This window comes from Bartonella sp. TT119HLJHH, from assembly GCF_042193385.1.
In the GTDB taxonomy this organism is placed as follows: Bacteria; Pseudomonadota; Alphaproteobacteria; order Rhizobiales; family Rhizobiaceae; genus Bartonella.
The window spans coordinates 1-23,968 of record NZ_JBHILS010000012.1; the positions used below are offsets into that span (position 1 = coordinate 1).

Consider the following 23,968-nt stretch of genomic DNA (forward strand, 5'->3'; position numbering starts at 1 on the left):
ATCGCCGCATTCATGGCGGTGCTCGAGCCAAGCCCCAAAGCACCGGTAATGGCACTGGCAGCGCCCGAGGCTGCTCCACCCGTAACCGCCGTGACAGCCAAGGCCACGAGAGCCGCACCGGCTTCTGTCAGCCCTTGGGCTTTATAATCCCAGTCTTTAAATTCAGCCTTAACTGCTTGCCAATCAATTTTCCTTACAAATCTTAATCAACACAAAGTAATAACCTGAAATAGCAGTGTGTCGTATGGAAAATTAAAAACAAAAACCGAATGAAGAAAATGCACTTGAGACTTGCATATGGCTTCACAGGTTTATTGCTGTAAAAGCTTCAAATGATGATATCTCTAATACTTTTCGCTTGTTCTCTTGTGGTAGTTTCCACATGCGAAAATATATGGACGATGACGCCTCTTCTCAAGCTTATCAAACTGAACTCAAAGGTATTTTCTTATTGATTTTGAAAGAGTCCTTAAAACGCATTTTGCAGAGCAACGTAGAAGTCATGTCTAAAAAATCATTCCAAGAGCAACAGACTTTTCTAAGTATTGTGAAGAGATTGAAAAAGATCTTCTTTCACGAGCCAAAACTCTTCATGAATCAATGATAGGAGAGTTTAAAATAGACTTCTAAAAAATAGCAAAATAGTGAAAAATGCTGATCATTTTTGGATTGGATATGCATTTAAAGAGTGATTAAAAAGTTTTTTTAATGTACAATATATTTCTAGAAGCCAAAATGGCTCTATAGTATCAAATTTATAAAGTAAATAAATCCATTAATACAAATTAAGGATTTTAGGATACGTGAATTTCAAAATATTTGTTTTTTAAAACATGAGTAGCCAGCATCAGCGCAAAAAATGTTGCGGCAGGTATGATTCCCTTTCGTGTATTTTTGAAATAACAGAGCTTTTCTTTAATCTTTATGAACTGATTGCCAGTGCGGTGGGCTTTTTTGAAAGGTGGATTTGGGTATCAAAATGCAAGCAAGAGTTTGGGATTATTATGGAGCTCTGTGTTTAAAGCTATCATCAACTATAGATAAATCATAAACGAGGTTAACTAAAATATTAAAAGCAACTGGATGCAATAGAAGATATTGCTATTAAAAGAAAAGCAAATGCTAAAAAGACTAAAAGGTAGTTTGTGTTTTTATATCAGAAAATAATTTAAGAAATTGAGATCATAATTTTTTCACAGGAAATAAATATGTTTACAGATAAGAAGAGAAAAGCCTTGTTTGGCGTTATAATTTTTATATTTGTATGTTTTTTAGGAATAAGAAAAAATCTTGACTTTATTCAGGGTATTTTGACATTCGCGTCTATTTCTTTGGTGATCGTAACAACTGTTTTTGCAATTTTATGCAATTCTAATATCCCTTCTGAGTTGCAAAACAACCCACAATATAAATGCGGCAATACAACAGGTTGGAAGAGATTAACATGTGATTTACAACAGTATATGCACAGTCTCCTAAAGTTAATAATTTTAGCGCTTGTCGTTTTAATTTTCCCAAGTAGTTATAAAGAAACTGTTTCTTTTCCTGTCATTTCTAAGTACGTGGAGCACAAGTTTTCTTTTTCATTGGATACCATACTTTGGTACTTAGATATTGCTCTTGGATATTCAAATATTATAATTTGGTACTTTTTTTTAGTCTGTGTGTTCTTTCTTATGTTGCGTACACGCAGTTTAATAAATATATCTATTTACGCGCTACAGTGCTCTATTAAAGAGATACAGTAAAACTTACGATTTCATGCTTTAATTTTTCTTTTATATGACCTTCATTATACATACCATTATCATTTTTACTTGTTTTAATAGAAAATTTATGTTGAAAAGTTTCAGTATTAAAGATTATATCAAAATTATTATGTGTCTTTCCAACAAAACTTATGTTTTTAAATGCTGGATTTAATTTATATTTTTTTAAAAGATTCAAAAAATAATTCTTTAAATTATTTTTTTCTTTAAATTTGATACCCAAGTCAAGTTCCATTTCAGAATAACCATCCGTGGGAAATTCACCCAACAAAAGTTTAGCCATCTTTAGCAAGTTGTCTTCTGATTGCATTGCAAAAAAATCTAGTTGTTTTGGTTGTGTATATTTCAGTTTTATTTCTTTAATTAAAAGCAATTTTTTTTCGAACTCTTCCTTACCAACAATATCAGGTGAGATATCAATCGTTTTCGGGGGAAAAGATTTTTTGTAGTGTAGCTGCAAGAATTTGTTTAACTCTTTATTTGAAGAAAAAAGAGTAAACTCTATAGGAATCAAAATTCCAAAATATTGCTTATTCTGTTCAACATATTTTCTAGGACGTGGGTTAGGAATATTCTGAAAGTCATTTTCAGAATCAATCACTTCGGGGTTATAAGGACTATTTTCTCCCGTTAAAACATAAATCCAATAGCAGATCTTCGAGTTCACAGAAAACTTTTCAATTATTAAGGTAACACATTGATTATCACGGTTAAAATCATATCTTCCTTCCTCTAAAAATTTATCAGCATCATTGATATTAACTAATTCTGAGGCTGGATCTATTTTATATTTATAAGAAAGAAAGTTAAGGGTATTCATAAAGTTAACATAATTACAATGTCTATAGTCTTATCGGGTGGTAGATGTTGCCCAAGTTATCTTAGTGACCACGAGAAGGTGGTGTATCCAAAATATATTGTATTGTTTAGAATCAATTAGTTAAAGATCGAAGTTATAAAATTTTAATTGCAAAAGCAATACAAATTTTAGAGAACTCTGCAGTGAAAACTGCTTAGATTTTTAGAATATGGGCTCCCCCTTCTCGGCTTTTAAGTGGAGGAGAAATCAGTGCATTGAACGAAGCATGACATCACGTAAAATGGCGTTAATCCGCATTTGATATCCTTTCCCTTGACTTTTAAAGTCACGCTGGAACGTCTGAATCCACACGCACTGTTGTGACAGTTTTGGGTGGTTTATAGAATGGATTGCGAACGGCATTTTTCCAGAACACATCATTGAGTGACGGAATATCTCTATGATCAATTGCACTATCTGACATTACAGCCAATTTATCAATTTCAACTCTCTGTTCATCTGTCAAAGCTGATAAGTTACCTACCTCAATTTCATAATGAACTTTCTTCTTTATAACGTTTCCTCTCTTTCAAATTGGCTCGCCGTGCTGAAATAATACGGATTACCTCTATGCCATCTTTATCGTCATAGACAGTATGCGCTACGAATAATAATAAAAAACCATCCATGAGCCATAAAGCTTGCTAACCATACTCTCCGTTTTCAATACGTTCTTGTTTAGCTATGGAGAATGGGTCCGAAAAAACACATGCGACTATTTCAAAACTTACACGGTGCTTTCTAAGATTATTTTTTGTTTTAGCTTCATTCCATTCAAATCTTATTTTTATACCTTATATTAACACATTTATAAGGGCATTATATACATCAAGAGTTTTAGATGAACACTGAATTATCCATGTTTTTGTACAATTAATATAATTTAATACTTTTAAAATTAGTGATTAATTAACTAAAAATATTAAAAAAATAATAAATTATTCTAAGGCTTTATGCATATAATATGCAAATCGAATAAAACTTACAAGCCTGTTGAATAAAATGATATTAATTGGCTATTTAGGGGCTGCTCCTGAAAGCAAAAAAATGAATTTTGGTGCCGAAATATTCAACTTTCGTATGGCTACCTTTGAGAGCTATACAGATAAAAATACCAATAAAAAGTAGACAAAACAAAATGGTATTCCGTGATGCTTTTTAATCTACATACATTTGGCAAAACTTGTTCTTCAGTACAAAATTGCCCCTTTTTCCGAATGAATGAGAGGAACGGTTTTTTTAATGGTCAACGCTACAAAGGATGCAATCAGCACTTTCAAGAAACCACTAACAAAAAAACCTAATGAACTTATTAAAACTGTCAGCAAAGGAACCTGTGTCATATACGCTACCCATGGTATTCCAAAAGAATAGACTATCCCAATGCCACCCACAGTATTTATCACAAATAATATTATAAAATTTAACCGCTGCCAAAACAATTCTACCATAAAGCCAATAAAAAATGCAGCAAATGGAAAACTAATCAGATAACCACTTGTAACTCCTGAAAAAACACTAATTCCACCACGACCACTAGGCAATAGAGGTAACCCAATTGCAATAAGAACAAGGAAAAGAAGTGATGCTAACGCTCCCCTTTTTGCTCCAAGTATAGAGCCTGCTAACATCGGAGCCATAGACTGAGCTGTAATAGGGACACCCAGCAAAAAAGGAAGATAAATAGGAGGAAAAAGACTCAAAATAGCGTAAATAGCGGCAAATAAAGCAATATAAACCAAATCTTTTGTATTCACTGAATTATTCCTTCACTAGGGAAAAGCTTTCGTTATTGTTGTACAATTAATAAAAAGTATCAGATTTATAAAAGTACACTTTAAATGCCTTAGATATAGAGAAAAATATTATAATAATTTATTTTAATAATATTACTTATATGAATCATATTAGATTCTACAATGTTTAATTACATCATAAATTGCTATAGTTAAATTCAATAATAGTGATATACGAATATTATATAACAACAGCATAACAAAATAATGCATTTATTTTAGTTATTATGCTTTGAATGCATGAGAGGAACAGATCTTTTAATCGCGAGTGCAATAAAGGATGCAATCAACGCTTTTAAACAATCGCCTATCAAAAAAACTGATGAAGCCATTAAAACATTCAGTAAAGAAACTTTGGTCATATACGCTGTCCATGGAACCCCAAAAGAATAAACTATCCCAATGCCACCAAAAGTATTTATCATAAATAATATTATAAAATTTAACCGCTGCCAAAACAACTCTACCATTAAACCAATAAAAAATGCGGCAAATGGAAAACCTATTAAATAACCACTTGCAATCCCTGAAAAAACACTGATTCCACCACGACCACCAGACAACAGAGGTAATCCAATCGCAACAAGAACAAGAAAAAGGAGTGACGCTAAAGCACCCCTTTTTGCCCCAAGTATAGACCCTGCTAGCATCGGTCCCATCGATTGAGCTGTAACAGGTACCCCTAGAAGAAAAGGAAGATAAATAGAAGGGAAAAGGCCCAAAATAGCATAAATAGCGGCAAATAAAGCAATATAAACTAAATCTTTTGTATTCATTTAATTCTTCTTTTACTATAAAAACTCTGATTATTACGAGATGCTGTATCAATAGTATCAGCATCATAAGAACGCGCTTCCAATGCTTCAGCCACTTCTGACGCCATTCTTATGGTCCGTATAATTAAAGGTATCGCAAGAGCAACAATGTTAGTATTAAGTCCCCGTGCTTGCTGTGCTTCATGTACCTCATTAAACTTTTCACTCAAAAGAGGAATAAACCTGATCGCCATAGAGATAACCATACTCACTTTTGATGGATTTATACCAAAACAACGAAAGGGCTGGAGGCCTGCTTCAATTGCATCCACCATATCTGACACTTTTGTTGTGAATGAAATAACTGATGATAAAGAAAAGAGGATAACAAGACGTAATATGACCTCAACCCCCGTAAGCCAACCGCTAAAAATAGTTTGAAATACAAATAGAAGAACTAAAAGCAATCCCATCGATTTAAATTGCTTTATCACAGTTTTGAAAGGGATCTTGGCGACTCTATAGAATAAGATGACAAACAACAAAAATAAACCAAGAAGCGCCATGGAAGAAACCATTATTATAAAAGTTCCACACGCCGTAAGAAATAATAACTTAACTCCAGGCCTTAACCTATGAATAAATGTATCCCTCGGAATATATAAACCGATCATGACATTCTTCTTATATACTCCTTTATAGCAACAAAAGGTACATCATCAATTGCTATCTCCCCTTTATCAAAAACCAGCACTCTATCAAACTTTTTCAAAAACTCTAAATCATGCGATACAACTATTGCAGTTTGTGGTAATTCTTCTATCACTTGCGTAACGCGATGCTTATTTCGCAAATCAAGTAATGTCGTCGGCTCATCAAAAATAATGTAGTCTGGTTTCATTGCAACTACACCGGAAATAGCAACGAGTTGTTTTTGCCCACCACTTAATAAATGGACAGCGTGATTTCTGAAATCTTGAAGTTCATAGCGCTGTAAAATTTCATCTACACGCTCCTTAATTTCATCTTTATTAAGCTTTAAATTTTTGAGACCAAAGGATAAGTCCTCTTCAACTAATGGTAAAACAATCTGATTATCTGGATTTTGAAAAACAAATCCAACTTTACGCTTTACTGCTTTTGCATCGCGTTTTGTATCAAGCCCATCAACGCTTACAAAACCATGAGATGGTAATTGGAGCCCATTAATAAGACGAACAAATGTACTTTTTCCAGAACCATTCGCACCTATAATAGCAATTCGTCTTTCGGTAAGCTGTACAGTAATATTTCTTAAAACACACAAATCACCAAAAACTTGTGTTACCTCATCAAATTTTATAATCCCCAAGGTTTATTCCAATCAATCCCTTTTATTAGCTCTTCTTTCTCTATCGCTTCAGTTTATAACCTAAAAGTAATAACAAGCACCATAGAGGAATAATAATGACTGCCAAACTCATATCAGGCATCTGTACAGGAATATATGTTTCAAGAAAAGGCACGCTTATTCCTATCATATCAAAAAGTCGAGTCATCAATCCATTTTTCCCAAAACCACTGACAAACATAATGCAAAACAATAAAGCAAGAAAGCTGAGGCAAAGATAGTTAGCGTAAGGATATAAACCAAATGCATAAATAAAATCGCCCTTTCTGTTCTTATATGCATTGCGAAATTTCAAATGAACAATAACAATAATAGCCCAAGTAATCACTGCTGCTGCAGTTGCAAGAGCCATGATCCGCATGAAACTATTATCAGGAACAAGAGCATTAACAACGACAATCAACGCCGTACATAATGATGAAAAAAGGATAGCAATATAAGGAACACGAGCAGCACTCAGTTTACTAAAAATATGTGGTGCATTTTTTTGTACAGCTAAACTATAAAGCATACGGCCATTAGAATAAATGCCACTATTGTAAACAGAAATAGCAGCCATAATCACCACAAAATTCAAAATATGACCAGCAGCAGGAATTCCTATAGTCTCGAAAATTGTGACAAAAGGACTACCATTTTTTCCAATCATATTCCAAGGGCTGATTATCATAATAACGCTGATAGAACCAATATAAAAAATTATAATCCTCCACATAACTTGACGAATAGCCGCTGGAATTGTTTTTTGTGGATTAGATGCTTCTCCAGCAGCAATACCAATAAGCTCCGTTCCTCCAAAAGAAAACATTACTACAGAAGTTGCTAAAACGACCCCTACTGCTCCATAAGGGAAAAAACCGCCATGGTCCCAAAGATAATGAATATTCGCTTGATTTTCCCCTAATCCAGTGACAATGAGAAAAATTCCCAAAATAATCATACCAATAACAGCAGCCACTTTGATCAAAGCGCAAACAAATTCAAATTCTCCATAAAAACGAACATTAAACAAATTAACAAATGTAACAAATAATAGAACAATGAAAGATGTCTTCCAATGATCAATCAAAATCCAATGATCAAGGTAAAACCCTATCACTGTAAGTTCAGCCATGCTCACAAGAATATAAAGAAACCAATAATTCCAACCTGTTATGAAACCAGCTAATCTCCCCCAATATTTATAAGCAAAAAAACTAAATGCTCCTGAAGACGGTTCTTCTACTGACATTTCACCAAGCATTCGCATAATGAAATACATAATAAACCCGCCGACAAGATAAGATAAAATAACTGAGGGACCAGCTAATTGAATTGCCTCGGTTGACCCATAAAAAAGTCCCGTCCCAATAACGCCACCCAAAGCAATCATTTGAATATGGCGATTTTGAAGGCTACGCTTCAATTCCTCGTGCTTTTTTTCAGACATCATGCCTCACTACTTTTGTTGAACTTAACCTCAACTTTTATTGAAAAATTAGGCACCTCTTTCAAAAAACACAAAACAAACGTAAACTTATTTTCTCATCATAATGCAACTCCTCATTTTTTTGTGCATTATACGTATGTCCCGTTAAAGTTTTAAGAAAAAATATGCTCCACCCTTTATTTAAATTAATGTCCTTCATTTTCGTTACACTAACCATTATAGCATTGGTCATTGATAACGCACACTCTGTAATCACATCACATTGGACAACAACCCCCCTTAATAAAATTTTAATAAACCTTCTGCAAACAGATATCTATCACCTTAATCAATCTCTATGCAAGGTAATGCCTGATTTTCTGTCCTCAATTTGCATTACTCTCACTTATTTACCTGCATGGTCTATCTTTGGTGCTTTCGCAATAGTATTTTGTATCTTAAATTACGAAAAACAAAAGCCCTTTCACAAAATATCATATACATATAACAAAGAGTACATTTAATCTTGAAAAAAACTTCTAGAGCTTTCTGTACTATAACATAATCGATGTCGCTTAAAACCCCTCACTTTATTAAAACAACTGAAAATCACTTGATCATCAGAAAGAATTAAAACGCTTTATTATAAATATAGGCGCTCACTTATGATTTCTATAGATAACGATAACATTACTTCATTTGTATCAATTTAAAAAAAATTAGCGAATAAATCTACCTCCCACCTATAAGAAAACTCTGTACAGAAAAACTTTAAATATTGCAGTTCATATATTTTTCTATAGCTGCTCCTTTATACTCTACAAAAACTTTTCTTAATTTTCGTACTAGAAACCCCATATAAAAAACGTCTTCTAATATCAGCACTCCTTATAAGATTAGAACTTATTAAAATTAATGAAGAAGCTTATAAAAATTATTCTACAAGTCTAACAAAATGCGTGAAATAAAAACTAATTTGTAAATAATTGCAATTGTGATAAAAAATATTTCGCACCTTCCTCCCTATTGAGAAAATGGTAAGATAACAGCTTCAGTAACACTCTGTTCTTTTAAATCTGAAAATCGTCTCGCTAAAATATCAACTTTTTTAGATATCTCATCCAAACTTTTCCATTGATTAGTTACCTCTCGAGAAAGTTCTTCAATGAATTTTTCTTGGTAAGCTAGCTTCATTTCTAGTTCTATCAGCCGATCTTCATCCGACATGATTTTTACTCCCTCTTAAATAAAAAAACGTGATTAATTTTATTAATCCTCCTCCCTTTTTCTTCCCATAAAAATGAGAAGTAACTTTTCAACTAATTCTACTCATCTTATTTGTTATTTGCACCTTATAAAAGGTTTATGATGATTTTTATTTTCCCAATCACTTATGCAAAAAAATTCTTTCTCAAGAAACAGAAAATGTTTTTATCTTTACTAAGTTATCTTGACTCCATTTTTCATCCTAAAGATCTACATTCCCAGCTTCTTAATTTAAGTGTTATCGTAAATTGGAAAGCATTTTATAGCACTAAGGTCAAAGAATACTTTCCTCTGACTTTTACATACTTCTCCTTCAAATTATTATCATATTTATAAACTATTGAAAAAATGCATTCTTGCTTTTATATGCACTTTTAGCTATTACCCTCAAATTAGTTTTGTTTCATTGACTTACAAACCTATGCCGCATTAGCTCAGTTGGTAGAGCACATCATTCGTAATGATGGGGTCGCTGGTTCGAATCCGGCATGCGGCACCATTTTTATCTTTAACACATTAAGATATATAGACTTTTTATTTAAACAGTAATTTTCAGACCACCTTTTAGACCATCTTCTACGGTTTATATAATTTTATCTAATTTGTTCTTATTTGCTCCTTATTTTTCGTTGGAGTGAGTGCTAAAATCTCTTTTTTCCTTCACCTTACTGCTCTCCCTAGCTTGCATGGCTTTGGAAATACACCTTGAAGCATCTAATGGCGAATCGTTGTTGTGGATACACTAAAAAGCTGTACACATTCACGGGTTGTTACATATCTATCGCCATCATCAAATATCATCTCATTACCTTTCTCTTTTTTATGTTATGTAAATGGGCGGAGATGCTAGGAGGAGAGAACCTCCCATATCTTCAAGCGGCTTTTTGTTAAAATCTTTTGTATCTCTTGTATTATTGCCTCTAAAAAGATTTCAATAGCTTGATTGATTTGTTTAAGACGCTTCTGGAAACGTAGCCAATACATCACTAGACAAAGATGATACCATTGGCCTCAAATGCCCCATAAAACGCTTCATATGAAAAAGACGAAAGCGTTATTCATATGGAAAAAATATATGAAACCGAAATCATCGTTCAAGTTTATTACAATACAATATTCTTTACAACACTATCCAATATCATTGGTCCATATATTGAATATGCTCCACTACTATATTGTTTTAGTTGGAAACAGACTACTAGAGAGGGAGAAAATATCGATTATGTTTTATATAACATTTTATTTAAAATCCTTCATAAAGATATTTTTTAAGAAAATTAAGCAATTAGAGGAAAAAATAAATAATAGTTAAATTCACTATAGATTTTTTTATTAAATATGTATAATACGTTACGTGTATATCGTGTTGATTCTAAGATAATTTGTAGATCTATAATATTCAACTGTAATGTTTTTTTGTTTTTATAAAAATAATTCTATGGTGTAATTTATGGGTTATGCAATTACTTGAAAATCAATACCTATTATTTCATTACTTATTATATCTCTTATTTTTTTGTTAAAAAATGCTTTTTTTCATCAGGATTATTGAAGTTTTTTAAGTAAAGTTCTTCTAAATCATTCTGGATCAACTGTAAGAATTTATGAGTAAAATCTATCTGATTATAAATGGATCTATTATAAAGTTATTATCTTGAGATGGAGATCAATTGCTGCAAAATGAATGGTGTTTAGCATAATATTTGTTCAAAAAACGATATGGATTTTAACATAACTCACTATGGAGACTTTGAATTTATTATGCCCTTTCGCTGTTCTGTTCTTAAAAATGAGTAGATGTAAGTTTTCGATTCATATCCTGCTTTGTGTAGGTTTTTTTATAGGTAAGAATAATGCGAAAAATATCAAAAGAAGGGCTTGCATTGATTAAGCAATTGGAAGGCTTACGTTTATCGGCTTATGAATATTCTGGTGGTCTATGGACAATTGGTTATGGACATACAAATGCTGCTGGTGCTCCAAGCGTCCACAAAGACATGCAAATTACGGAAAAAGAAGCTGAAAAAATCCTTTGTCAGGATTTGAGAGAGTGTGAACTCGTTGTTGAAAAAGCCGTTACCGTTCCTTTAAACAATGAACAATTCGCGGCATTAGTATCATTTTGCTATAACGTAGGAATAACAGCCTTTTGCAATTCTACACTTTTAAAAAAGCTCAATAAAGGTGCATATGAAGTGGTACCAACTGAATTACAAAAATGGACAAGAGTAGGAGGAAAACGTATCCAAGGTCTTGTCAATCGCCGAGCAGCCGAAGCAGGATTATGGGCGAAAGGATCTCATGTTGCTCCAAATTATCATGTAGTAGAATCAGAAGGTGTAACAGGTATTTGCAAAGTAGAAGCTCTTGCACCAATCATAGGTTCTTTTTCAGGGCTTGGAGGGCTTTTTTCAGGAAATGGTCCTGTTCAATGGGTTTTAGCAGGCATTATGGTTTTAGCTGCTTGTACAGCTATGGTATACATTGCTAAACGCTTTCAAGAACACCGCCTATGATCTTATGGATAAAAAAATATCTAACAATGACATCAGTGACCATAGCAGCTTTTCTTATAGCTTTAGTGAAAGCCTTTTTTCTTGGGAAACAAGTTGAGAAGCAAAAGCAAACAAAGGAAGCTTTCAAAATAGGACAACACGGCTTAAGGTAGAAAATGAAGATTAATAAGAAAACTGATGCTGCTATGCGTACTAAGCTTTCTAACTGGCTGCGCGACGAATGAATGAACTTCTTGTATTGGATGGCTGCCAATTTATTTGAATAGACAAGATATCAATGTCATTAGTCCAAATTTGGCAAGAGATATTTTAAAACATAACGAACAAGGTGAACGTTTATGTGGTTGGAGAGATATACGGAAAATAAAGTGATAAAAATATAATTCCTCTGAAACATCAATCAATGAAAAGATTTGAAAGAGGTGTATACATTCAGATTAGAAAGTAAAAGCACTTAAAGGATTAAAACACTCTGGTGGTCGATTAGATTTAATTAGAGTGACTGAGATGTCTGAGTTGAAACTAAAGGATTCAACAGGTTATATTTGTGTAAAATGATTAAGTCTATTGATGTATTCTAAGGGCATCTTTGTTATCTTATCAAAAGAGGATGAGAAAGGATTTTATGGATTACACTACTATCGTCGTTCAAAGAACTGATCATACACAAAGGTTCTGTTTTCAACAAAAATAATATCTAGGAGCCGGCATGCTTGAAGAAAAGCAATCTACGGAACTATATAATGAATAATGGTATAGGCTCTATGTGATTTGTAAATAACGTTGCTTCAGCTTCCTAATTATAATAATGATGTTGACGATAAGGCAAATACTTTTGCACTATATCTGCTTTTTCATGCTAAAGTGGCGGGAACACATTATGAATGATCTGGGCTGTCAATTTTTCTATAGGTAAATTTCCTATGTGGGAAATAACATGCAACTCCAGTAGAGAAAACCAGAAACCGTTTTTACCTTCATTTTTTAACTCTGCTTTTTTGCTTTCAAAAGTCGCTTTTGCAGTTTCTTGAAAAATATTGCTTTGCTGTTTTAAGATAACTTGTTCCTGAAATAAAATGGGACCATTACCTTCTTTTAAAACATCACTCTAATATCTTGCAAACTCATATGCTGCTTTTAGAGAAAGTTTGTAACAGAACCGTGCCTTTCACGGCGTTTATTGTGATGTGTATAACGGAAAAATTAAGAGCGCATATTATCTTTTTGAACATTCAACCACTGTCTTACTTTATCACAATATTTATCTTAAGAAGGTACTTTTACAAAGATACTGATAATCCATAAATCGCCCTCACCTAATTCACCTTCTCGCTCATCCTTCCATGCATTGCTCGTCCACCTTTTAAACTACCTTAAATTTTTGATATAGAATTTTTTCTTTAATTTTTTTTATTGAATCATAAAAATGGTATATCTCAATCTCACCTCTATGCATCTTTATACGCTTTGATTCTTATTTCTAAAGCCCAGACAGCCTGCATATCGCACTGTTTTTATATTTAATATATATTTTTAGATTTATTCGTAACTTGTTAGAAAAGTTGCTATATTTTGATAGAAAATCTTCTATCAATTCACTTTTTTCAAAAGGTTCTGAAAGGATTCTTTAAAAGTCTGTAAAGTTAAAGACTATTTAATACGTATTGTTTCTTTTTTAGAAATCAAAATTGGTGATGCCCCATTCCTTACCAGCAATTGTGTTATTTGCAGAGCAATCTGTATAAGATGGTGTAACCTCTTTTATGAAGTTAACTAAAGTTTTTTGAATTTCTAGCATATTGTTTAAAGACAAAAAACTCCCCTTTATTTATGCAAACAGCTTAGACATCGGCTGATAATCCTCCCGCTTATAAAAATCCTTTCTTTAATAACCCTCAAAACCATAATTAAAGTGGTAAAAGATAGAACAAAATTTTTAGACGATCATAACGCACAATAAAAATAGACTAGTCTAAATGTTCAATGCTAACACCTGCTAAACAGAGGAAAATAAGTTTTAGCACGCATTCAAATTGAAAGGGCTTAAGCCCCCGCGCTACGATGGATTTCAACTCTCATCGTACGATTTACCTTCTCTCAAAAACTTAATCGCTGTAAATATAAAAATCTTGAAGCCCGTTCTAAATCCGTGAGAGTTTCTGGATCTTGCTGTATTAAACGTTGAAATTCCTCACAACTGCTCATCTGAAATGCTAACCTTTTTCATAAAAGGACGATAGTGGTGTTGTAACATCCTTAAAAAGTTTACGACATAACCTGAGAGATTATTGCTGATTTCAGGGGATAGAATCAATTTCTGCTCAAAGAAAATCTCACCCATACCAACAAAAAGGTTTACTCTACATGCCATGAGGAATGTCCTCAAATAATTTTGATATTTTTTTGATCAAATTTCTTTTGTCACCAATATCAGCAGCAACTGGCGTGGAATTAACAAAATTATAATTTTTTATCTTAAAATGTATCCATCATTTTTTACATTCTTTCATCTATCTTAGCTTTCTTTTCACAGCTTCAAGTGATAAAAAGTAACTGCAATGTTAAGTTATCTTGCATAAAACAAATTGCTCGCAAACTATTCCTATTGGCGAAATGACAATCCATCCTCTCTTTAAAGAGAGAAAAACTTTTCTTTTTTACTCAGCGATAAAGTAAATACTATCCAATTACTTATGAGTAATAATTCAATCAAATAGAAACTGTAATCCTTTCTACTCTGAGTAATCTTGTCCCCGTTTATATAGATTTAGGAAAGCGCGCTGTTATAAATATTCATAAAAATACTTTAAAAATTAATATCAGTAAAACTTCTGTTTAAAAAAGGAAAAGATGTTATCTTACTTGCTACTGAAGAAACTGTTCAAATTTGTCTTGATGTTGCTGAAGAGCTTCAAAAAACATGAAGTTATTCCAACGCTTACAAGTGTGCCAACAATTCAACTTTGAGATAATAGATCAGTGCTAGAGTTATGCAATCTCACCAATCTTTTGTTGTCTGTGAAGAGCATAGTATCAAAGGAGAAGCTTGGAGATGCAATTGTTAAATCGCTTATGGAACAAAACATTCTATGCCATTTTGTATCATTAGGAACACCAAACGTCCCCATCTGCAATAAAAACGAGCTGGACATTTAACAAGTTATGAAATCAATCGAGAACGTATAAATAGTGTTAGAAATGACATACTATATAAAAAATATTCAACTGCTTCCTAATATGCTCACCAGTTCAAAAACATCATAAATCATTGAGGATGCAAGAAAATAAGAAAGAAAAGCACATTAATTCACGCAGTTTTGCTCTCAGTAAACCAGCTTTTTTTAAAGATAGTACGGATATTTTTTCATTGCTTAAAAACGTACTCCATAAAAACAATATCATATCCATATAATATATTATTCAATAAAATTAATATAAATAATATATAGATTATAGAAACATTATTTATATTGATCCGATTTTATTATAATTAAATATTACAATAAATACATATTGACATTTTAATAATGTTATTTATATATTATAATTAATATTATTTCATATTGGAATGAAACTAAATGAATTTTATATTTTAATGTTTTTATACATAGGAGGGAAAATGTTCACAGCATTATATATATTTATTTTTTCTATATCAACAGTTGTTGTACCTTTAATAGCAGCGCTTATTCCTTTTTATCCATAGAATAAGTTTTTAATAAAATAAATAAAAGATGTATGCAATGTTATTATTATTTTTTTTGTTTTTATTATTATTAACGTTTTTTCTTTAATACTATTATAGTTATTGAGTATTTTCTGTGATTTTATAGAAAAGTTTTTTGATCTTTTCTATTTAACTTTAACTGTCAACATATTTGTAAAATATATAATTATGCTCCTCTATAAAAAAGACTTTCTTTTTTTTAAAGTGGTATAACATATTGCTTTCATTGCTTAAAAATATCTGTATTCACCAAACTCTTGCGGGTAATATCTTTGATTGTCTGAGCACCTGTCAGTGTCATAGCTACCCGCATTTCATTGGCAAAAAGATCAAGGAGATGCATAACACCTTTCTTACCTGCTGCCGCAAGCGCATAAACAAAAGCACGACCAATCATAACAGCATCCGCTCCTTGTGCTATCATGCGTACAACATCAAGACCAGAACGAACACCTGAGTCCGCTAAAATAGTCAAATGATCCTTTACAGCATCCGCAATTTCAGGCAACGCCCGTGTTGTTGATAATACACCATCAAGCTGACGTCCACCGTGATTAGAAACAACAATGCCATCCGCACCAAATTTTACTGCTTCTCGCGCATCTTCTGTATCAAGAATACCTTTCAAAACCATTTTTCCTTTCCAAAAATCGCGAATCCATTGTAGATCATGCCAACCAATTGATGGATCAAAATTTGCACCAAGCCAACCTACATAATCATCTAATGCAATCTTCTTTTTGAGATAAGTGGAAACATTTCCAAGATCGTGAGGGTGCCCCATAACACCAACGTTCCAAGCCCAATATGGATGAGTTAAAGCTTGTAAAAAACGACGTAATCCAGCATAAGGACCAGACATTCCCGAATGCGCATCACGATAACGTGCACCAGGAACGGGCATATCAACTGTAAAAACCAACGTGCGTACACCAGCTAACCAAGCCCGCTCTAGTGCATCACGCATGAAACCGCGATCTTTGAGAACATAAAGTTGAAACCAAAATGCACCTCCAACCGCTTCCTGCACTTCTGCAATGGGACAAACTGAAACCGTGGATAGCGTAAAAGGGATCCCTTTTTCCGCTGCGGCGCGCGCTGCTTTCACCTCACCACGACGTGCATACATGCCCGTTAGCCCAACAGGTGCGAGCACAATCGGTAGATCAAGTGTCTGATCAAAAAGCTTGATTGAAAGATCAACTTCACCAACTTGCCTTAGAATCCTTTGACGCAGTGCAAGTGCTTGAAGATCTGTATAATTACGTCGCATCGTTTCTTCAGCATAAGCCCCACCATCAATATAGTGAAAAAGAAAGGGAGGAAGACGACGCTTTGCTGCCTTACGATAATCAAGTGTTGAAGAAATAATCATTGATGGCACCATTGTTCCTAAATAAAAAGAGAAGACATCCTAAAACGCATAAAAGCGAATCCGTGTATCTACCTATTCGATATTCTCCCCAAATGCTCTATTGAATAGATAGAAGCAACAGAGATTGCAACTTTCTAAAAAAAAACTAATTGATAAAAACAACGTCTTTATTTCTCTTATCCAAATTTAAAATTTCACAGTATGAAGTATCATTAATAACGTGTCTACTCATATATTTTTCATGTGCAATTGAAATTGTTATACTCCCTTTAAACCAATACCTCTTCGAAAGCGATTGCTCCGTAGCTTAATTAGTTATAATTTAAAGTCGTTTCTCCCTCCAAAGGCTCTTACATTATCAGTTATTAAGAATATAGAGCATCATTAAGTATAAACCATAATCTCCTTCAAAAGATGAAAAAATCCTTTATTAATACTGGAAATAAAGCTGTCGCATACATCCAGAAATCTTCTTATATCAATATTCAAAACTGAGACCTGTTACTTATTCATGAAAGTTTATAAAAATATACAGTGCCTAATTCACATACAACATAAAAAACTTTTAATGTTCATACTAATAGAAAATCTTCATATTTAATTGAATAATTTTCTAGCAATATTATATCTTGAGGCTATAAATGAGTTACTAAAATTAGAACAATGTTTATTATGTTACTAAAATTTAGTGAAAAACTTATTTATTAACTCTTTAAAGATATTTTTTATACAAAATGAAATATACTGGTCATTAAACTCTAGAAAAATGGAGTCAAGTGCAGTATCCAATCTCGCATATTTAATTTGAAAAGTGAATACGCTACTGTTATATTGAATTTTATTAACCTATTGATTTATTATAATAATATATATGTATGACATATTGAATATAGTCAGATTCTTTCATTTTAGATTTTGTCATGATGAAATAATCAAAACTATTCTTTTGCACATCATAAGTAGAGTTTGTATAGATACAACCTCTTGAAAAAAGAAGCAAAAATGCCTCTCATATCTTCTCAAATGCAAGGGATGAGATAACCTTGGAAATTAAAAATAGAATGCATAATGCCGGTTTTGCGAAGCACAAAATTTTCTTTTATCTAAAATACGCTTTCTGCATACATGTTATCAAAATTCGTAGTTCTCAATTCATTTAAAATGCTTGGATAACTTTAAACCCTGTGCTTGATAATGTGATCCAACATCATATCCATAAAGGGTTGATGGTCGATTAAGCATATGTTCATAGACCAAACGGCCAATAATTTGACCATGCTCTAAGATAAAGGGAACTTCATGGCTACGTACTTCTAAAACTGCCCTTGCCCCTTTACCACCTGCCTCCTTATGCCCAAACCCTGGATCAAAAAAACCTGCATAATGCACCCTAAACTCACCAACTAAGGGATCAAAAGGAGGCATTTCTGCAGCATAAAGTGGAGGCACATGAACAGACTCTCGTGAAACTAAAATGTAAAACTCATCAGGATCAAGAACGAGCTCCCTTTGACCTCGATCAAAAAGAGGTTCCCAAAAATCTAAAATGTGAGCAACAGCACGTTTATCAATATCAATAACACTTGTATGATGTTTACCGCGATAACCTATAAGCCCGTTTTCATCTCCTTTTAAATTAATGGAAAGTCCAATACCATCAGCACTAATATTAGGAAGATCATCCGATATCAGCGTTTCTTGCCTATGCAAAGCATGCAGCTCAATTTCATTTAAATAGCTGTGCCCTTTTCTAAACCGAAGCTGTGATAAATGCGAGCCTGTACGTACTAAAATTGGAAATGTTCGTGGACTAACTTCCAAATAAAGTGGGCCGTGATAACCAGCACAAATTTTATCAAACTCCTGCGCATTATCCGTAATGACGCGTGTAAAAATATCTAATCGCCCCGTAGAACTTTTGGGATTGGCAACAGCAGATAAAAATTCTGGTAAAGCTAAACTTTCCAAAAGAGGAACAATATAAACACACCCCGTTTCCAAAACCGCTCCGTCTCGTAAATCAAACTCATGCAACTTTAACCGTTCAAGCTTATCCAAAACTTTTGCATCAGAACCCGGCATAAAAGAAGCACGTATACGATAAGCTTTCTCCCCTAAACGAAGATCAAGGCTTGCTGGTTGTATTTGAGATCTATCAAATGGATAGCAAGCCTTGAGAAAATTATTATCAATCAAAGCCTGTATATCACTATCTGCTAAAATACCGCTTATACGCGTCATATATATCGCCTTCCCTTTTACATTGTTTCTTTTTTGACCTAGATGATAAATTGGTGCAAGTTATTTTAAGGTGATAAAAACGATTTTTTTCTGTTTTACCCAACTGAAAAACATTTTGCTTCTCTTTAAAAATAAACAGGAGGTATTGTAAAAATAATATCTCTCATCCTCTCTTATTCTTGAATGTAGCGCAAATGATGTTATCATAATTTTTTATAGAACCCTTAAGATTCCTGTTAGAATTTATTATGATTATACGCCATCTTAGCGAAAATATTATTAATCAAATCGCCGCTGGTGAAGTTATTGAACGACCAGCAAATGTTGTCAAAGAACTTGTTGAAAACGCTATTGATGCTGGTGCAACGCGCATTGAAATTATTACGGCAAATGGTGGAAAAAATTTTATCAAAGTCAGTGATAATGGTTGTGGGATTCCTGCCGATCAATTAACTTTAGCGGTTTCTCGCCATTGCACCTCAAAGATTACCGATGACGTACACAATATCTGCTTCCTTGGGTTTAGAGGAGAAGCCCTCCCCTCTATTGGTTCTGTTGCTAAACTTAAACTCATTTCACGAACAAAAGATGCTGAGAGCGCTGCTGAAATTTCCGTTACTGCAGGAAAAATTGTAGGACCAAAACCAGCTGCTGCAAACCTTGGAACAATTGTTGAAGTTCGTGATCTTTTCTTTGTCACGCCGGCACGATTAAAATTTATGAAAACTGATCGGGCTGAAACAAATGCTATTAGCGATATGATTAAGCGAATTGCTATCGCATTTCCACATATCCGCTTTTCTCTTTCTGGATTAGACAGAACATCTATGGAACTATCTGCTACAGAAAATAATACTCAAGGACAATTACAACGCATTACACAAATTATGGGAAAAGAATTTGCCCCTAATAGCATCGCGCTGAATGCTGAACGCGAAGCGGTGCGCTTAACGGGTTTTGCCTGTTTACCATCTTTCAACCGAAATAACAGCCTTCATCAATTTGCTTATGTTAATGGGCGTCCCGTGCGTGACAAGTTTCTATGGAGTGCACTCCGAGGTGCTTATGCTGATGTCATGACACGAGATCGTTATCCTGTCGCTATTCTTTTTATTGATCTCCCACCTGCTGAAGTAGATGTTAATGTTCACCCAGCTAAAGCTGATGTACGATTCCGTGATCCAGGATTAATTCGTGGTTTAATTGTTGGAGCTATTCGTGAAGCATTGCAGCAATCTGGTATTCGTCCGACTTCAACCCGTTCTGAAGCAATGCTTGCTGCATTTCAAACACAACAACCATTGGCACAACAACCATTAGGCAATTTTAAGAACACTCACCAGTTCTCTTCTTACAGTTCACAGCCTCATCATTTTACCAGCGCTTCAATGGTTCACAAACCATTGGATAGTACTCGCTCTTTTGATTTAAAAGAAGATGCTGCTCCTATTATGGAGGGCTTAAATACACCAAGTGGAGATGCATACATTCCAAACACTACATCTTCATCAGAAGAGCTATCTTATCCATTAGGAGCGGCCAGAGCACAAATCCATAAAAACTATATTATCGCCCAAACACAAGATAGTTTGATCATTGTCGATCAGCATGCAGCTCACGAACGATTGGTTTATGAAGCACTCAAAAATGCACTTTATTCCAAACCGCTTCCTTCACAGTTATTACTTATTCCTGAAATTGTAGAACTCTCTGAAGAGGATGCAACATGTCTTTTAACGCATAAAGATGCTTTGCAAAAATTTGGATTAGGAATAGAACCATTTGGACCAGGAGCAATTGTTGTGCGTGAAACACCTTCCATGTTAGGAGAGATCAACGTCCAAGCCCTTATTAAAGATCTCGCAGATGAGGCCGCTGAGTATGATACAACAAATAATTTAAAAGCAATGCTTGATTATGTTGCAGCAACGATGGCCTGCCACGGCTCAATACGGTCAGGGCGCCTTTTACACCCTGAAGAAATGAACACACTATTACGACAAATGGAGGCAACACCTAATACAAGTACATGTAATCATGGACGCCCTACTTATATTGAACTCAAATTGGCAGATATAGAACGGCTTTTTGGCAGAAAATAAACTCTTAATCATTTTGACAAGAAAAATATTTTTAAATTAACTCTCGACTTTATAATATATTTTATGGCACTTTTCTTGAGTCTCTTGTATCAAGCAAAAAGGAGTTATAATGTTTTCCGATAGTGAACGCGAAGCAAAAATTCATTATTCTAATAACGGATATGACATTATAGAATATGGTACCTATACCATTTGTGCTGTTAGCGGGCAAAAAATCCCTATAGATGATTTAAAATATTGGAATCATCACCGCCAAGAAGCATATGCTAGTTGTGAAATCTCCTATCAGCGCGAACTTGAATGCAACCCATATCTCAAGCAATTGTTAAAAACAAAAGAAAAATAACCCTTTGAAAGCTATAAATTTAGCCTTTGCCTTTTAGACAAGAAAACTCAAGGGAACGTTTTCTAAAGCGGGTCATGACCTCCTCAAGAACCATGCGACAGAAGTCTTTTTGAACAAAATCGACATTCACATCAAAGACAATAAGATCTTTCAAATCTTTTTGCGTGTGAATTGTCTGTATACGGGTATAATCTTTAGCTGTTGTTGCGAGCCATAAATTGTGCATTTTAGCCTTTTGTATAAGGCTTTTTAAATTTTTATCGGTGAAAAAATAGTGGTCTGGATATATGTAAGTTTGCACCACATGACCAGACAATTCTTTAATAGATTTAAAAAATTTATCTGGATTTCCAATACCGGCAAATGCCAAAAATGATTTTCCTGAAACCTCATCAGAAGCACTGGCTTTAAGATGAGCACGATATAAAGGCTTTCCAGTACGCGAAACAAGAAAAGCAACATTATCAGGTACATCGGAGTGACCAATCAATAAAACACTATCCATAAAAGAAAACTGCGTTTTTAATGGTACGCGCAAAGGTCCTGCTGGAAAGACAGCTCCATTACCAAAACCGCGCATCGCATCAACAACGAGTAACGCATAATCCATATAAAGACGGCGACTTTGAAATCCATCATCCATTAAAATAAGATTACATCCCTCTTGCTTAAGCCGTTGCGCCGCTGCATAACGATTAGGTGATACAGCTACAAAAGCATGCCGTGCAAGTAAAAGTGCCTCATCTCCAACATCGCGTGCATTGTCATATTTCTCATTTACAAGATGTACCCCTTTAACTGATCCACCATAACCACGAGATACAATACCAGGTACAAAACCAAGTTCTTTAGCCACCTTGGTAAAAGCAATAACAACCGGCGTTTTACCCGCACCACCACATGTAAAATTTCCAATACACAAAACAGGCAGATTAATCACGGGAGGCTGTCTTGCCATAAAACGACTTGAAAAATAACCATACCCCCATGAAACTGGGGCTAATACAAAACGCAAAAAGCTTTTATTTTTCCACCAAAAATGGGGGGCGCTAATATGCATATCTACCCTGACGTTGACGTAAACCTGTTTGTATTACAAGGGGGTGTAAAAATGGATCTAAAATTTTTAATGTGCGCTCAAGTGCACCTGCCATACCTGTCGCCACTTCATGAGCCTTATCAACCATTTCTTGTCGCAATGTTTCATTTGTTAAAAGCTTATACACCTGAATAGCAAGCTGTTTTGTATCTTGAACCATATATGCTGCATCATGCGTTAGAAATTGTTTGAACATCTCTTGAAAATTTGAAACATGGGGCCCTGTCAAAATAGCAGAGCCAAGCAAAGCCAATTCCAAGGGATTATGTCCACCGTTTCCACACAACGACTTACCAACAAAAGAAACTTGTGATAAGCGAAGAAAAAGTGCCATTTCTCCAATGGTATCTCCCCATAAAATGTCGGTATTCATGTTTGGAACAGCATCTCTACTCCTACGAATAAAACTTAACCCCTTATTATCGCATTTTCTGATAAGATCTTCTGAACGTTCAGGATGACGAGGCACAATAATTGTCAATAAATCTGGCAAATAATTTTTAACAATCTTATGGACCTCAAAAGCAATCTCCTCTTCCCCTTCATGCGTTGAAACAGCTGCCCAAACTGGACGATTGCCGATAGCATTACGATAACGTGCAAGCAATGCTTGATTTTCAACCAGAAAAACATCAGCCTTGAGATTACCAGAAAACGTAACAGATTTTACGCCAAGTTTATGGTAATAAGCTACATCTCTTTCGTTTTGACCAATCGCCAAATCAATATCCTTAAAAATATGTTTGGCAAGAACGCGTCGTTTTTGCCAAGCTTTAAAAGAACGTTCAGACATATGGGCATTAACCAAAATCTGCGGAATACGCATTTTTGCAAGTTCTTTAATACGAAGGGGCCAAATTTCTGATTCACAAATCAAGACGAGATCAGGCTTCCAATGACTAATAAAACGGCGCACTGCAAAATCTAAATCCAAAGGAGCATATTGATGAATCAACCTATTACCAAAATGTTTTTTCACAAGAGTAGAAGATGTCACAGTCCCTGTTGTCATTAACACATTGATTTTCAATGATAAAATATAATTTACAAGTGGAAAAAGTGCAAGTGTTTCTCCAACACTTGCTGCATGCAACCAAACTAATGAACCTTGGGGGCGTACATAAGAACTTTTACCTAAACGCTCTTTTTTGCGACACCACTCTTCTTTTCCACGAATAGCACGAAAGAACAAATAAAAAGGAATAACAGGACATAAGCAAAAACCAATTATCCGATAGCTTAAAAGAGCCGTATGTGCCTTTAATTCTACCATTTAAAATCACCTCATCCAGCTATTTTAAGATATCTATATGCTTATT

At 34.1% G+C, this 23,968-nt stretch carries 17 protein-coding genes, 1 tRNA gene and 3 pseudogenes; 6 read left to right on the plus strand and 15 right to left on the minus strand.

Features of this window, described 5'->3' with window-relative positions; all coding sequences use genetic code 11:
• Positions 1-1,208: 1,208 nt before the first annotated feature.
• Positions 1,209-1,748: a hypothetical protein gene (locus tag ACFIJL_RS06915; RefSeq protein ID WP_375623759.1), complete on the plus strand. Its 540-nt coding sequence runs from the start codon at positions 1,209-1,211 to the stop codon at positions 1,746-1,748.
• Here the strand turns inward: ACFIJL_RS06915 and ACFIJL_RS06920 are convergent.
• The 3 genes from ACFIJL_RS06920 to ACFIJL_RS06930 all read right to left on the minus strand — a co-directional run bounded on the left by ACFIJL_RS06920 (position 1,732) and on the right by ACFIJL_RS06930 (position 3,257).
• A complete protein-coding gene (locus tag ACFIJL_RS06920) occupies positions 1,732-2,589 on the minus strand; it encodes a hypothetical protein (RefSeq protein ID WP_375623761.1) in 858 nt (285 codons plus the stop codon). The two genes, ACFIJL_RS06915 and ACFIJL_RS06920, sit on opposite strands and share 17 nt — an antisense overlap.
• Positions 2,590-2,914: 325 nt before the next feature.
• Entirely contained in the window at positions 2,915-3,094 is a 180-nt protein-coding gene (locus ACFIJL_RS06925; protein ID WP_273790436.1) for a hypothetical protein, read from the minus strand.
• 25 nt (positions 3,095-3,119) lie between these two features.
• Positions 3,120-3,257, minus strand: a complete 138-nt coding sequence (locus ACFIJL_RS06930; protein WP_375623763.1) for a hypothetical protein — start codon at positions 3,255-3,257, stop codon at positions 3,120-3,122.
• Positions 3,258-3,618: 361 nt separating this feature from the next.
• Between ACFIJL_RS06930 and ACFIJL_RS06935 the strand changes: the two are divergent.
• A pseudogene (locus ACFIJL_RS06935) lies at positions 3,619-3,797 on the plus strand (single-stranded DNA-binding protein); the annotation flags it as partial.
• Between the two features lie 21 nt (positions 3,798-3,818).
• Here ACFIJL_RS06935 and ACFIJL_RS06940 read toward each other — a convergent pair.
• From ACFIJL_RS06940 to ACFIJL_RS06965, 6 genes are all read right to left on the minus strand, one after another.
• Positions 3,819-4,385 (minus strand): biotin transporter BioY, encoded by a 567-nt coding sequence (locus ACFIJL_RS06940; protein WP_375623765.1) that lies wholly within the window; start codon positions 4,383-4,385, stop codon positions 3,819-3,821.
• Between the two features lie 257 nt (positions 4,386-4,642).
• Positions 4,643-5,200, minus strand: a complete 558-nt coding sequence (locus ACFIJL_RS06945) for a biotin transporter BioY (protein WP_375623767.1) — start codon at positions 5,198-5,200, stop codon at positions 4,643-4,645.
• The gene (locus tag ACFIJL_RS06950; RefSeq protein ID WP_375623769.1) at positions 5,197-5,853 is read right to left on the minus strand and encodes an energy-coupling factor transporter transmembrane component T family protein; all 657 of its coding nucleotides are present in this window, start codon (positions 5,851-5,853) and stop codon (positions 5,197-5,199) included. The genes ACFIJL_RS06945 and ACFIJL_RS06950 overlap by 4 nt, the downstream gene beginning before the upstream one ends.
• Positions 5,850-6,530: an energy-coupling factor ABC transporter ATP-binding protein gene (locus ACFIJL_RS06955; RefSeq protein ID WP_273790432.1), complete on the minus strand. Its 681-nt coding sequence runs from the start codon at positions 6,528-6,530 to the stop codon at positions 5,850-5,852. Before ACFIJL_RS06955 ends, ACFIJL_RS06950 begins: the two co-directional genes overlap by 4 nt.
• 40 nt (positions 6,531-6,570) lie before the next feature.
• Positions 6,571-7,998: an amino acid permease gene (locus tag ACFIJL_RS06960; RefSeq protein ID WP_375623807.1), complete on the minus strand. Its 1,428-nt coding sequence runs from the start codon at positions 7,996-7,998 to the stop codon at positions 6,571-6,573.
• A 1,002-nt stretch (positions 7,999-9,000) separates the two neighbouring features.
• Entirely contained in the window at positions 9,001-9,204 is a 204-nt protein-coding gene (locus ACFIJL_RS06965; protein ID WP_375623771.1) for a SlyX family protein, read from the minus strand.
• 462 nt (positions 9,205-9,666) lie between these two features.
• On the opposite strand from ACFIJL_RS06965, the gene ACFIJL_RS06970 reads away from it, so the two are divergent.
• A tRNA-Thr gene (locus ACFIJL_RS06970) sits at positions 9,667-9,742 on the plus strand.
• 98 nt (positions 9,743-9,840) lie between these two features.
• Here the strand turns inward: ACFIJL_RS06970 and ACFIJL_RS06975 are convergent.
• Positions 9,841-10,044, minus strand: a pseudogene (locus tag ACFIJL_RS06975) (helix-turn-helix transcriptional regulator).
• Positions 10,045-11,096: 1,052 nt separating this feature from the next.
• Here ACFIJL_RS06975 and ACFIJL_RS06980 point away from each other — a divergent pair.
• On the plus strand, positions 11,097-11,759 hold the full coding sequence (locus ACFIJL_RS06980) for a lysozyme (protein WP_375623773.1): 663 nt from the start codon (positions 11,097-11,099) through the stop codon (positions 11,757-11,759).
• A gap of 862 nt (positions 11,760-12,621) precedes the next feature.
• Here the strand turns inward: ACFIJL_RS06980 and ACFIJL_RS06985 are convergent.
• The 3 genes and pseudogenes from ACFIJL_RS06985 to ACFIJL_RS06995 all read right to left on the minus strand — a co-directional run.
• A pseudogene (locus tag ACFIJL_RS06985) lies at positions 12,622-12,974 on the minus strand (integrase); the annotation flags it as partial.
• Between the two features lie 2,735 nt (positions 12,975-15,709).
• Complete coding sequence (gene lldD / locus ACFIJL_RS06990; RefSeq protein ID WP_375623775.1) at positions 15,710-16,861, minus strand: FMN-dependent L-lactate dehydrogenase LldD; 1,152 nt, start codon at positions 16,859-16,861, stop codon at positions 15,710-15,712.
• A gap of 1,152 nt (positions 16,862-18,013) precedes the next feature.
• Complete coding sequence (locus tag ACFIJL_RS06995) at positions 18,014-19,102, minus strand: 2'-deoxycytidine 5'-triphosphate deaminase (protein WP_375623777.1); 1,089 nt, start codon at positions 19,100-19,102, stop codon at positions 18,014-18,016.
• Positions 19,103-19,350: 248 nt separating this feature from the next.
• Between ACFIJL_RS06995 and mutL the strand changes: the two genes are divergently transcribed.
• On the plus strand, positions 19,351-21,204 hold the full coding sequence (mutL, locus tag ACFIJL_RS07000) for a DNA mismatch repair endonuclease MutL (RefSeq protein WP_375623779.1): 1,854 nt from the start codon (positions 19,351-19,353) through the stop codon (positions 21,202-21,204).
• Between the two features lie 109 nt (positions 21,205-21,313).
• Complete coding sequence (locus tag ACFIJL_RS07005; protein ID WP_273787833.1) at positions 21,314-21,550, plus strand: DUF2093 domain-containing protein; 237 nt, start codon at positions 21,314-21,316, stop codon at positions 21,548-21,550.
• 19 nt (positions 21,551-21,569) lie between these two features.
• Here the strand turns inward: ACFIJL_RS07005 and lpxK are convergent, their stop codons facing one another.
• Both lpxK and waaA read right to left on the minus strand, forming a co-directional pair.
• The gene (gene lpxK, locus ACFIJL_RS07010) at positions 21,570-22,610 is read right to left on the minus strand and encodes a tetraacyldisaccharide 4'-kinase (RefSeq protein ID WP_375623781.1); all 1,041 of its coding nucleotides are present in this window, start codon (positions 22,608-22,610) and stop codon (positions 21,570-21,572) included.
• Entirely contained in the window at positions 22,600-23,922 is a 1,323-nt protein-coding gene (gene waaA / locus ACFIJL_RS07015) for a lipid IV(A) 3-deoxy-D-manno-octulosonic acid transferase (protein ID WP_375623783.1), read from the minus strand. Before waaA ends, lpxK begins: the two co-directional genes overlap by 11 nt.
• Positions 23,923-23,968: the final 46 nt, after the last annotated feature.

Bases quoted from the DNA above. Each gene is read 5' to 3' on its own strand.
- ACFIJL_RS06915 (WP_375623759.1), top strand. From the start codon at position 1,209: ATGTTTACAGATAAGAAGAGAAAAGCCTTGTTTGGCGTTATAATTTTT.
- ACFIJL_RS06920 (WP_375623761.1), bottom strand. From the start codon at position 2,589: ATGAATACCCTTAACTTTCTTTCTTATAAATATAAAATAGATCCAGCC.
- ACFIJL_RS06930 (WP_375623763.1), bottom strand. From the start codon at position 3,257: ATGGATGGTTTTTTATTATTATTCGTAGCGCATACTGTCTATGACGAT.
- ACFIJL_RS06945 (WP_375623767.1), bottom strand. From the start codon at position 5,200: ATGAATACAAAAGATTTAGTTTATATTGCTTTATTTGCCGCTATTTAT.
- ACFIJL_RS06950 (WP_375623769.1), bottom strand. From the start codon at position 5,853: ATGATCGGTTTATATATTCCGAGGGATACATTTATTCATAGGTTAAGG.
- ACFIJL_RS06960 (WP_375623807.1), bottom strand. From the start codon at position 7,998: ATGTCTGAAAAAAAGCACGAGGAATTGAAGCGTAGCCTTCAAAATCGC.
- ACFIJL_RS06965 (WP_375623771.1), bottom strand. From the start codon at position 9,204: ATGTCGGATGAAGATCGGCTGATAGAACTAGAAATGAAGCTAGCTTAC.
- ACFIJL_RS06980 (WP_375623773.1), top strand. From the start codon at position 11,097: ATGCGAAAAATATCAAAAGAAGGGCTTGCATTGATTAAGCAATTGGAA.
- lldD (WP_375623775.1), bottom strand. From the start codon at position 16,861: ATGATTATTTCTTCAACACTTGATTATCGTAAGGCAGCAAAGCGTCGT.
- ACFIJL_RS06995 (WP_375623777.1), bottom strand. From the start codon at position 19,102: ATGACGCGTATAAGCGGTATTTTAGCAGATAGTGATATACAGGCTTTG.
- mutL (WP_375623779.1), top strand. From the start codon at position 19,351: ATGATTATACGCCATCTTAGCGAAAATATTATTAATCAAATCGCCGCT.
- ACFIJL_RS07005 (WP_273787833.1), top strand. From the start codon at position 21,314: ATGTTTTCCGATAGTGAACGCGAAGCAAAAATTCATTATTCTAATAAC.
- lpxK (WP_375623781.1), bottom strand. From the start codon at position 22,610: ATGCATATTAGCGCCCCCCATTTTTGGTGGAAAAATAAAAGCTTTTTG.
- waaA (WP_375623783.1), bottom strand. From the start codon at position 23,922: ATGGTAGAATTAAAGGCACATACGGCTCTTTTAAGCTATCGGATAATT.